Raw genomic sequence first — 12480 nt, 5'->3', positions numbered from 1 at the left:
TATTGTTGGAGGCACGAAAAAGACTAAATAAAATAAATCTTAAGGTCGCACTTTGCGACCTTAGAAAGTGAACTTAAAGTAAAGATGTTTATGTAAATGAAGGAAGAAATATCACCAACAGTTATCCCCAATGAAATTATAATTAATAAAATATATCTTTTTAGGGGAGTAAAGGTGATGTTAGATTCTGATTTGGCGGAACTTTTTGGTGTTGAGAATAGACATTTAAAACAACAGGTTAGACGAAATACAGAGCGTTTTCCAAAAAACTTTATGTTTGAGTTAACTAAAGAAGAAAACGAGGTTCTAAGATCACAATTTGTGATCTTAGAACAAGGAAAATATTCAAAATATCTTCCGTTCGCATTTAGCGAACATGGTATTTTGCAACTATCAAATGTTTTAAAAAGTAAACAGGCGATAGATATGAGTATTAAAATTATCGATGTGTTTGTACAGCTTAGAACGATGGTTTTAAGTAATACGGAAATAAGATTGGAAGTTGAGAAAATAAAGAAGAAAGTAGATAATCAAGATAAGAATATTGAAGTGATATTCAGATATTTTGATGAACTATTGGAACAGAAGGCTCAGCCAAGAAATGAAATTGGTTTTAAAATCTCTAAAGAGAAGTAATAAAATAATTGCTTAATTGTTCGAATTTGACAGAATAAGCATAAGATATATAAAGATTATCATTAACCATGAGTGAAAAAGTTAAGGTTACGATAGATGGGATAACTGTAGAGGTTGACAACGGAACCACTATTCTAAATGCTGCTAGGCAAATAGGAGGTGATATTGTTCCGCCAGCCATGTGCTATTATTCTAAATTAGAAGGCAGTGGTGGTAAATGCCGTACCTGTATTGTTAAGGTAACAAAAGGTTCGGAAAAAGACCCACGCCCAATGCCAAAATTGGTTGCATCTTGCCGTACAACAGTAATGGATGGTATGGAAGTGCTTAATATTACTTCGCCCGAGGTTTTGGAAGCTCGTGCAGGTGTTGTAGAAATTTTATTGATTAATCACCCATTGGATTGTCCTGTTTGTGACCAGGCAGGTGAGTGTGATTTACAAAATTTAGGTTACGAACACGGATTGCAAAAAACCCGTTATGAGTTTGAGCGCCGTACTTTCGATCGTATTGATATAGGTGATAAAATTCAACTACACATGAATCGTTGTATTCTGTGTTATCGTTGTGTTTTCACAGCCGACCAGATTACAAATAAACGCGTTCATGGTATATTAAACCGTGGCGACCACTCTGAAATTTCAACATACATACAACAAGCGGTTGATAATGATTTCTCTGGAAACGTAATTGATGTTTGTCCGGTTGGTGCTTTAACAGATAGAACTTTCCGCTTTAAAAACCGTGTTTGGTTTACAAAACCGGTTGATGCACATCGCAATTGCGACCATGAAAAGTGCAATGGTAAAGTAACACTTTGGTACAAAGGAGAAGATGTATTACGTGTTACCGCTCGTAAAGACCAGTTTGGTGAGGTAGAAGAGTTCATTTGTAATACTTGTCGCTTCGATAAAAAAGCCACTTCAGATTGGGTTATAGAGCATCCAACACACATAGATGATACTTCGGTTATTGCATCAAACCACTACGAAACACTAAAACCTTTGCATGTAATTCAGCCAAATCAGGCTTTACAAGCTGCAAATGAAATTGAGTTACATAAAACAGTAAAATACTAATGGATACAGGTTTTATCATAGAAAAATTCATTCTGGTAGCGGTTATTTTCGGTATCAGTTTAGTTGTTGCCATGTATTCTACTTATGCAGAACGTAAAGTAGCCGCCTATTTGCAAGACCGCTTAGGTCCGGATAGAGCAGGTCCTTTTGGTATTTTGCAGCCTTTAGCTGATGGTGTTAAAATGTTTATGAAAGAGGAAATTATTCCGACTTCATCAAACAAATGGTTATTCATTATTGGCCCTGGTTTGGCATTACTTTGTGCTTGTATAGGTACAGCTGTTATACCTTGGGGTAGCCCAATGGAAATTGGCGGCAAAATGGTTCCATTACAGGTTGCAGATATTAACGTTGGTGTTTTATATATCTTTGGAGTAGTATCTTTAGGTGTTTATGGAGTAATGATTGGTGGTTGGGCATCAAACAATAAATATTCTTTATTAAGTGCAATTCGTGCAGCATCTCAAAACATCAGCTATGAAATTGCAATGGGGTTATCCATCATCGCTTTGCTTTTAATGACCAATACATTAAGTTTAAAAACCATTGTTGAACAGCAACACGGCCTAAATTGGAATGTTTGGTATCAACCATTAGGATTTTTAATCTTTATGGTTTGTTCTTTTGCAGAAACCAATCGTGCACCTTTCGATTTGCCAGAATGTGAAACTGAATTAATTGGTGGTTATCACACAGAGTATTCTTCCATGAAATTGGGTTTCTATCTATTTGCTGAATACATCAACATGTTTGTTTCATCGGCTGTAATGGCAACATTATATTTTGGAGGTTATAATTACCCAGGGATGGATTCAATGGCAGTTTGGTTAGGTCCAACTTGGGCACCATTATTTGGCACAGCAATTTTCTTTGGAAAAATAGTATTCTTCATCTTTTTCTTCATGTGGGTACGTTGGACAATCCCTCGTTTCCGTTATGATCAATTAATGAATTTAGGTTGGAAAGGTTTAATACCTTTGGCAATTGCTAATATTATTATAACTGGTGTTGTGATTGCAATTATTGAGAAGTTTTAATTATGGAATCATTAAGTAACAAGAAAAAAGTACTGGAGCAAAAGCCTTTAAGCTTTATGGAGCGCATGTATTTGCCTGCAATTGCGAAAGGGATGGGCATTACCATCAGTCACTTATTTAAAAAAGAAGCAACTATAAGATATCCTGAAGTAGAGCGTGAGTTTTCTGCAAACTTTAGAGGTATGCACTCTCTTAAACGTGATGAAAATGGTAAGGAGCGTTGTACTGCTTGCGGTTTATGTGCATTATCTTGTCCAGCTGAGGCGATTACCATGATTGCTGCAGAACGTAAAAATGAGGAAAAGCACTTATATCGTGAGGAAAAATATGCTGCAACTTATGAAATTAACATGTTGCGTTGCATTTTCTGTGGACTGTGTGAAGAGGCTTGTCCGAAAGAGGCAATTTATTTAGACGGACCTATTGTACCAGCTGATTATTTACGTAAAGATTTTATTTACGGTAAGGATAAGTTGGTTGAGGCTCCTTTAGAAATGAAAAAATAATTTTTACTAGTACGTCATTGCGAGGAACGAAGCAATCCTAAAGCAATGGCAATAAAAATGAGATTGCTTCGTGCCTCGCAATGACGAGGTGTACAAACAAATAATAAATTAATGAGTACACAAGTATTCTATTTCGTAGCCACATTAAGTATCATCTTTTCGCTGATGGTGATTTTTGCAAAAAATCCAATCCATAGCGTATTGTACTTAATTCTTACATTTTTTACATTCACCGTGCACTATGTATTGTTGAATGCTCAATTTTTAGCTGTTGTAAACTTTATTGTTTACATGGGTGCAATCATGGTGTTGTTTTTATTTGTGCTAATGCTCCTCAACTTAAATAAGGAAACTGAGCCAGTTAAATCGCCATTAATAAAAATTGTGGGTTTAATTGCTGGTTGTTGTTTAATAGTAACGCTAGTTGGTTCTTTTAAAGCAGCAACAATTACAAGTCCCCTTATTTTGAAAAATCCGGGATTAGGTTTGGTAGAAAATTTAGGTAAAGAGCTTTTTGGCCCGTTCTTATTGCCATTCGAATTATCATCTCTATTACTATTGGCAGCAATGGTTGGAGCCGTTTTATTATCTAAAAGAGATGAGGTAGAGGCATAATGGAAAATTTAACTACACAAATGGCAGGCGTTCCGCTAAATCACTACATCTATTTATGTGCAATTATCTTCACAATTGGTGTTATTGGTGTACTGACCCGCAGAAATGCAATCGTAATTTTTATGTCGGTTGAGTTGATGTTAAATGCAGTAAACTTGCTTTTAACAGCTTTTTCGGTTCATAGTAACGACCCATCAGGACAGGTTTTTGTATTCTTTATTATGGCACTTGCAGCTGCAGAAGTTGCAGTTGGTTTGGCAATAATCGTAATGGTATATAGAAATACAAAATCGATAGATATTAATGTTTTAAATCGCCTTAAGTGGTAAATATATAGTAAGAATGACAATAGAACAATTGATTTGGTTAGTTCCGTTACTTCCTTTTTTAGGTTTTGTAATTAACGGACTGGGCAGAAATTCTTTATCTAAAGGAGTTGTTGGTATCATCGGGAGCGGAGTAATCTTTGCCTCCTTTATCATCAGCGTAGTTATTTTCTTTAGTTTACAAGGCGATACACAAAAATCTCACGAAGTATTTTTATTCGATTGGATTAGTGCTGGTACATTACACATTCCTTTATCGTTCCTGGTTGACCCATTAAGTTCAATCATGTTGTTAATAATTACCGGGATTGGGTTTTTAATTCACCTTTATTCTACAGGTTACATGCACAATGATGAAGGTTTTGGTAAGTTTTTCTCTTATTTAAACCTGTTTGTATTCTTCATGCTATTACTGGTATTGGGTTCAAACTACATCGTAATGTTTATCGGCTGGGAGGGTGTAGGTTTATGCTCTTACTTGCTAATTGGTTTTTGGTACACCAATAGCGCTTATGCTTCAGCAGCTAAGAAAGCTTTTGTAATGAATCGTATTGGAGATTTGGGCTTTTTATTAGGTGTATTCTTAATGTTCAACTTTTTCGGAAGTTTAGAGTTTTCAAAAATATTTCCTCAGGCAGCTAATATGTTGCCAGGTAACCAAACAATAATTTTAATTACCATATTATTATTTATTGGTGCATGTGGTAAATCGGCACAATTACCATTATTTACCTGGTTACCAGATGCTATGGCCGGACCAACACCTGTTTCTGCTTTAATTCACGCAGCGACAATGGTTACAGCAGGTATTTATATGATTGCCCGCTCTAGCGTATTGTTCGACCTTGCACCATTAACACAACACATTATAGCAATTATAGGGGCAGCAACAGCCTTGGTAGCTGCAATTATTGCCTTAACCCAAACTGATATTAAAAAAGTATTGGCTTATTCTACAGTATCTCAGTTGGGTTATATGTTTTTAGGGTTAGGTGTTGGCGCATATACAGGCTCATTTTTCCACGTATTAACCCACGCATTCTTTAAAGCTTTGTTATTCCTTGGCGCTGGTTCGGTTATTCATGCCATGCACCATGAACAGGATATGCGACACATGGGTGGATTAAGAAAAAAACTTCCGGTAACATTTTTAACCATGATGATTGGTACTATTGCAATTGCAGGGTTACCACCGTTTTCAGGTTTTTTCTCAAAAGATGAAATTTTAGCTCATGCATTTCAATATAGTCCGGTGCTTTGGGGCATTGGTGTCTTAACTGCATTTTTAACTGCATTTTACATGTTTAGAATGATGTTCCTTACTTTTTCAGGAAAGTATAGAGGTACTCATCACGAAGAAAGTCACGTTCACGAATCACCAGTATCAATGACTACACCTTTAGTAATTCTGGCTATTTTAGCTGCAATTGGAGGAGCCATTAATATACCACATGTATTTGGTGGTAACGAGTGGTTAGCACATTGGTTAACTGGCGCAGGTGTTGCACAGCATGAGTTAGGTTTAAGTCACTCAATTGAATTTACCTTGATGGGTGTTTCAGTTGTTGCCGCTGTAGTCGCTTTGCTTTATGCTTACATCAGATATGTGAAAGGTTCTCATGTTCCGGTTGCTGATGAGGCACCACGTTCAGCACTAGCAAAATTATCTTACCATAAATTCTATTTAGATGAAATTTACGATTTCATCATTACAAAGCCATTGGATGCTTTTTCTAAATTCTTTTATAGGGTTATTGATACAAAATTTATCGATGGAATAGTAAATGGATTAGGATGGAGTACAAACGAGGCCAGTAAAGGCGTTCGTTTGTTACAAAGTGGAAACGTAGGTTTCTATATATTTATGATGGTATTTGGTATCATCGCTTTGCTTGCATATACATTTTATTACATATAAAAAGGGTTCAAAATTAAATAATGGAACAACTTTTACTACTTATATTTCTTCCGCTTGTTGGTGCTATAATTACAGCATTTTCGGGTAAGTCTGCTAAAATGGTTTCGACCGTAATTTCGGCTGCATCTTTAGGCTTGGCTTTGTTTATTGCTTGTAGCTTTATACCAAACGCAAGCACTCAGTTTGAGGCAAATTTGCCTTGGATAGCTGAATTAGGCATCCGTTTCCATGCAGGTATCGATGGAATTAGCATGTTGGTTGTATTGCTTACTAACTTATTGGTGCCGATTATCATTCTTTCAAGCTACAAACACGACTATAAAAATCCTGCTGCTTTTTATGCATTGATTTTATTTATGCAAACAGGCTTATTATTGGTTTTTACAGCAATGGACGCTTTCTTATTCTACATCGGATGGGAGGGTGCGTTGATACCAATTTATTTCATCTGCGCATTTTGGGGTGGAAAAGATAGGGTTCGCATCAATATGAAATTTTTCGTTTACACGATTGCGGGTTCATTGTTTATGTTGATGGGGATAATTTATTTGTACCTACAAAACCCTGTTCACAATTTTGATATTCAGGCGTTTTATGCTTTAAATTTAGATAGCGCACAACAAGGATGGATTTTTTGGGCTTTCTTTATCGCTTTTGCGATTAAGATGCCAATTTTCCCCTTCCATACTTGGCAGCCAGATACTTACACCGTTGCACCAACTCAAGGAACGATGTTGCTATCGGGTATTATGTTAAAAATGGGTATTTATGGTGTAATTAGATGGTTATTACCAATTGTACCAACTGGCGTGCAAGATTGGTCTTGTTTGGCAATGGTACTTTCAATTATTGGAATTGTTTATGCATCAATTATAGCTTTCACCCAGAAAGATGCAAAACGTTTGGTAGCTTATTCCTCTATCGCTCACGTTGGTTTAATCGCAGCAGGCATTTTTGCATCCTTTAATCTTGGAAGTCTTGGTTTACAAGGTATGCAAGGAGCGATGGTACAAATGTTAAGTCACGGTATTAATGTTGTGGGTTTATTTTTCGTTTTAGATATTATCTTTTCTCGTCTAAAAACCAATAAAATTGAAGAACTAGGTGGTATTGCTAAAGTTGCGCCTCAATTGGCAATCACATTCCTAATCATCGTTTTAGGAACAGTTGCTTTACCAGGAACGAATGGTTTTATTGGAGAGTTTTTATTATTAATGGGCGTTTATAACTACAGTATTTGGGCTGCGGCAGTTGCTGGCTTAACTATCATTTTTGGAGCCGTTTACATGTTGCGCATGTATCAAAATGTAATGCTGGGCAAAACCAATGAATTAACCATTACATTCACCGATATCCAAGGGACTGAAAAATTAGTTCTTTATATTATTTGTGCTTTAATCATAATCTTGGGAGTTTACCCAAAACCATTATTGCACTTAACAGAGGCATCTGTACAACATTTATTAGAACAGGTAAATCAAAAATTAACATCAGTAAAATAAGCAATGAATATTATTATAACCATTAGTATAACAGCTTTTATTGTACTTTATGCAGGTTTGTTTAAAGCAAATAAAGCATTGCCGCTTACCGTTGTTGGCTTACTTACTGCATTAGGATTTACTTTCACTGCTTGGAATGGCAATGCTATTCATTTCGGTATGATGCAAACTGATAATTTTGCTTTGGCATTCTCAGCTGTATGCATAATCGGAACGCTTTTAATTTTCTTGTTAACACAAAATTATTTCCACGTTAAAAGTGATAATATAGCCGAATACTATACTTTAATTCTATTTGCCTTAGCAGGGATGATTATGATGGTATCGTACAAAAATATGGCGATGTTGTTTGTAGGCTTGGAAATTATGTCGGTCAGTCTATATATACTTGCAGGCATTCGCAAAAGGAATTTTGCATCAAACGAAGCCTCATTAAAATATTTCTTAATGGGTGCCTTCTCAACAGGGTTTTTATTGTTTGGTATCACTTTAATTTATGGAGCTACAGGTTCTTTCGATTTAGATAAAATTCAAGCTTATTTGGTAGATAATAGTAAAGCAATTTCTCCAATATTTTATCCAGGCGTAATCTTGATGATGATTGGTTTATGCTTTAAAGTTGGTGCTGCACCTTTCCATTTTTGGACACCAGATGTTTACGAAGGCTCACCTACACTAATCACTACTTTTATGAGTACGGTGGTTAAAACAGCTGGTTTTGCTGCTTTTTTAAGGTTATTTGCAGGAGCATTCGCACCACTTCATGATTTTTATGTAATTCCATTAATGGTTATTGTTTGCTTAACCTTATTTATTGGCAATGTAACTGCGTTATTTCAAAAGAACTTTAAACGTATGTTGGCATATTCCAGTATTTCACATGCAGGTTATTTGTTGTTTTCGCTTATTGTGCTAACAAAAAATTCTGAAAGTAATGTTTTGGTTTATGCAGCGGCATATACTTTTGCATCAATAATTGCTTTCGCAGTATTAATTTTAGTAAAACAAAAAACAGGTAGCGATAGCTTTGAAAGTTTCAATGGATTAGGTAAGAAAAATCCTTTAGTTGCTTTATCTCTAACCGTGGCCATGTTATCACTGGCAGGTATTCCGCTAACGGCGGGTTTTATAGGTAAATACCTTATGTTTCTTAACGTAATGGGCGATTACCACACTATTTTGGTTGGCTTTGCTATCTTAAATGCATTGGTGGGTTTCTACTATTATTTTAAGGTTATTGTTGCCGTTTGGTTTAAAGATGGTGCAGATACAGAACTTTCTACACCTTCGCAATACAAGGTTGTTTTATTGGTTTCAGTAGCGATTACGCTAATTTTAGGTATTTACCCTGCAATTATTTTAAACCTAATATAGTAACTAAGCTTCATTTGATGTAGTCTCAGTTCATGCTTAAATTGTGTATAACCAATGAGTTATAACAGTTACAATTTACTGTATGTCTAAACGTATGCGGTCATCTTAAATTGATTTTACCAACGTCAAATTATATCTCATAAAAGGATCACAATTCTTGATAATTAAATTATAATTAGATTTTTAAATCTCAATTTAAGATTGAATTATGAAATTCTATTAGGATATGTGCATCATGTAAAATAAATTTCTTTTTCTTATTAAGATACCACACTTTATAATTTTTGCGGATGCAAATGATTGTATTTGATTTCATTTTCGTCTTAAATTGTAGTTTTTGTTCTACAAATTTTAAAAATCGTGAATTTTTGGGGAATTTAATCCCTATGGAAACTTAAGGTTATAATTTATGATCAGATCGTTTCTACTTTAAAAGTAAAATTTTTCTATTGGTATGAAATTGCTTTAACAATTTTAAATGCATCTTTCCGCGTTCTTAATGCGCTGTGGCTAAAAGTTATATGCCTGATAAATCTGCTTGGCATGATGTTTTTATAATAGGATTTACCTCTAAATCTTATTTATGAAAAAAAACATATACAGATCTATTCTAGCCTTTTTTTTTGCTTTCTGCTGTTTCTCAATCTTATGTAATTCTGTGAGTGCGCAGAGTGTTACAACGAACGTTACCAATTCAACTTGTCCAAATAGTGCCAGTATTACTGCTTCAACTAGTGGATTAGCCAGCCCTGTTAGTTATCAATTGTTACGAGGCACAACCGTTATAAGGCCACTTGGTGGCAGTGGTTGGACTTCAGGCAATGTTTTTACAGACCTACCGGCGGATACTTATACCGTTAAGGCAAGGGGAAATAATGATGATGCAACAATTATAACTTCTGCACCTGTAACGATCACAGAAACCTATACTCCAATTACAGCTTCCGTTTCTCCGGTTACGGTAAAGAATTGTTCTGGTACAACAGGGACTCTGACAGTAGCTGCAAGTGGGGGCAGTGGCAATTTGAGTTATGGCATTACGCCAGTAGGCCAAAATACAGCACCTGCTACTTTCCAGTCTTCAGCTGCTTTTTCAGGGCTTACAGCTGGTTCCTATAAGTTTTGGGTAAAGGATAATAATTGTGTTACAGCAACAATAATTAACACAACTGGTTCTTATACCGTTAATGCGACTACACCTGCAGCCAGTCTTAATTCAGATTATGCTTACTTAGTGCTACAAAATACAAGTACGGCTTCCGGTGGTTATAGAATTAAAGCATATGATTTCTATACAGGCAATTATGTGTCTTTGCCAGTTGCTGACAGACAATTTTATACTGTAGAGGTCAAAAATGTAACAACAGGTGTTACATTTCCTGCACAATCTTACACTACATTCAATTCAGCTGGATACTATAATCTTCCAATAGGGTCAGTTACTCAAGGAGATCAACTTACGTACACTGTACGTAATATTTGTGATGGTACAAGTAAAACTTTTCCTGTCTTTCAAAAGGGGCCCGATGTAATCCCATTTGCTACTTGTGGCTCGGCTCAGGCAGAAATAAGGATTATGACGGTAAGCCTAGTTTCAGTAGCTGCAAAGGTTTACTTTGTTGATCATGGAGGTACCGTCCCTTTAAATCCAGAAAACACTAAGGTTGTTACAGTAAATGATCAAAATGATGGACCTATATATGTAAATTTTACGCCCAACACCAAGGTAGATTGGTATGTTGTTGATCACGATGGAAAAATATGGCCGGGCGGAACTTTAGATTTTACTGTAGACCTTACTGCAGGTAATACTAAAGCTGCATTTAAATATAGTATCGCTAATAGATGCGTACGTGCGCAAGCTCAAATGCTTATTACATTGCCTGGAGTTCCTCAGCAGGTAACGGGTATGACTTACGAGGTGATAGGTTCAACCAGCTCAGTTCCAATAGGAAAAACAGGTAGATTAGTTCCTGGCCCATATAATCAAGATTATTTTTTAGAGTATACTACAGGTAATACAAATTGGCCAACAGGCGAGTATAAAATAAAATTACACAACAATAATGCTGGAGGATGTTATGATAATTTTATTCTGGATGTATCCGCGTATGGATATGATGCCAATATAACGGGCCTAACAAAAACAGCGACCTGTGGTTCATTTAACTTTACCGTAAATGGTACTTTTACTAACCCTACAGATTTTGAATTAGTTGTTCTAACAGGCCCAGGTTCAACAGTAGGGACTACACGTAATGTTAATGCGAATGGTACTACACAAAGTTTTACCAATATGCCTTATGGCGATTATACTTTGAGTTTAAGGGTTAAAGGTGAAACTTGTATATTAATTACGTTACCAACTATTTCATTTACGGCTAGTAGTAGCATAGATTTTGATGCTATAAATAGTGGTGGTTTCGCTTGCGGTCCTGGCGGAAAAGGTGATTTAGTCGTTACTGCTAGTACAGTTATTGTTGGCGCTACGTTACAGTACAGCATCGACAATGGAGGTACTTGGCAATCCTCGAACATTTTCCCTAATACGCCAACAGGTACATATCCTATAAAAATTAGAGAGACTGCATGTGGTACAGAAACTACACAAAATGTAAGTGTTATTCAAATTATACTAGCAACTATAAATAATAATCCAGTTAGCGAATCAGTGTGTATGGGCGGTAATGCGGTATTAAACATTAACGCTATTGGTGGTACGCTTTATACATGGACATATCCTGATGGATCAACCCATAGAGGAAAAGTGCAAAATTTAACAAATGTTACTACTGCAATGGCAGGGGTATATTCAGTTGTAGTAACCACGCCAAGTTGTACATCGCCTGCACAAACGGTAACCTTAAAAGTACTTACAAAGCCAACTGTAAATGGAGTTTCTGCTCAAACGGCTTGTAATGGTGAACTTATGGCAATTCCATTTACTGGAACGCAATCGCTTGAATATACAAATTCAACAACATCAACTCCAGTTACTACAATATATAATTGGACAAATGATAATCCTGCAATTGGCTTAGCCGCTATTGGTACGGGAGATATTTCATTTACCGCAATAAATACTAGTAATTCACCAATAGTAGCTAACATTACTGTTATACCAAGTACGGGTATAGGATGCCCTGGAACTCCTCAAACTTTCCAAATAACCGTAAATCCAAATGTAGCTAAGCCAACAATAACAGGTCCAACTACGTTTTGTACAGCTTCAGGGGCTACTTTAACCTCATCCGCTTCAATCGCTAACCAATGGTATAAAGATGGGGTGGTTATTGCCGGTGCGACTGCACAAAATTACTTAGTATTAGCTGCAGGTAGTTATACAGTCGCGATTAGTGGTAATGGCAGTTGTTCTGCACCCTCTGATCCTGTTGTTTTAACAGAGTCCCCATGCAAAATCACGGCAACGAAAACGATTGTAGGAAATCCTGCAACGGTTAAGCCAAATGATGTACTTACTTATAAT

9 protein-coding genes and 1 pseudogene are annotated in these 12480 nt (G+C 36.1%); all 10 read left to right on the top strand.

Annotated elements, in window-relative coordinates; translation table 11 throughout:
• The first annotated feature begins 96 nt into the window (after positions 1-96).
• Complete coding sequence (locus ACFOWA_RS10305) at positions 97-636, top strand: ORF6N domain-containing protein (RefSeq protein ID WP_378984805.1); 540 nt, start codon at positions 97-99, stop codon at positions 634-636.
• A gap of 68 nt (positions 637-704) precedes the next feature.
• Positions 705-1715: a 2Fe-2S iron-sulfur cluster-binding protein gene (locus tag ACFOWA_RS10300; protein ID WP_378984803.1), complete on the top strand. Its 1011-nt coding sequence runs from the start codon at positions 705-707 to the stop codon at positions 1713-1715.
• On the top strand, positions 1715-2752 hold the full coding sequence (gene nuoH, locus ACFOWA_RS10295; protein ID WP_378984801.1) for an NADH-quinone oxidoreductase subunit NuoH: 1038 nt from the start codon (positions 1715-1717) through the stop codon (positions 2750-2752). The genes ACFOWA_RS10300 and nuoH overlap by 1 nt, the downstream gene beginning before the upstream one ends.
• Before the next feature lie 2 nt (positions 2753-2754).
• A complete protein-coding gene (locus ACFOWA_RS10290; protein WP_378961179.1) occupies positions 2755-3258 on the top strand; it encodes a NuoI/complex I 23 kDa subunit family protein in 504 nt (167 codons plus the stop codon).
• A gap of 111 nt (positions 3259-3369) precedes the next feature.
• Positions 3370-3873 (top strand): NADH-quinone oxidoreductase subunit J family protein, encoded by a 504-nt coding sequence (locus ACFOWA_RS10285; RefSeq protein ID WP_378984799.1) that lies wholly within the window; start codon positions 3370-3372, stop codon positions 3871-3873.
• Complete coding sequence (gene nuoK / locus ACFOWA_RS10280; RefSeq protein ID WP_010601897.1) at positions 3873-4202, top strand: NADH-quinone oxidoreductase subunit NuoK; 330 nt, start codon at positions 3873-3875, stop codon at positions 4200-4202. The genes ACFOWA_RS10285 and nuoK overlap by 1 nt, the downstream gene beginning before the upstream one ends.
• 13 nt (positions 4203-4215) lie before the next feature.
• On the top strand, positions 4216-6117 hold the full coding sequence (gene nuoL / locus ACFOWA_RS10275) for an NADH-quinone oxidoreductase subunit L (RefSeq protein ID WP_378984797.1): 1902 nt from the start codon (positions 4216-4218) through the stop codon (positions 6115-6117).
• 20 nt (positions 6118-6137) lie between these two features.
• Positions 6138-7619 carry a complex I subunit 4 family protein gene (locus ACFOWA_RS10270; RefSeq protein WP_378984796.1) on the top strand — a complete coding sequence of 494 codons (1482 nt, stop codon included), beginning with the start codon at positions 6138-6140 and terminating at the stop codon, positions 7617-7619.
• Between the two features lie 3 nt (positions 7620-7622).
• Positions 7623-8993 (top strand): NADH-quinone oxidoreductase subunit N, encoded by a 1371-nt coding sequence (locus ACFOWA_RS10265; protein ID WP_378984795.1) that lies wholly within the window; start codon positions 7623-7625, stop codon positions 8991-8993.
• Positions 8994-9576: 583 nt separating this feature from the next.
• Positions 9577-12480: pseudogene (locus ACFOWA_RS10260) on the top strand (hypothetical protein); the annotation flags it as partial.

It is taken from the genome of Pedobacter lithocola (genome assembly GCF_042650845.1).
Taxonomy (GTDB): domain Bacteria; phylum Bacteroidota; class Bacteroidia; order Sphingobacteriales; family Sphingobacteriaceae; genus Pedobacter; species Pedobacter lithocola.
Note: the sequence above shows the minus strand (reverse complement) of the source record. Positions and strands in the feature narration are given on the sequence as shown.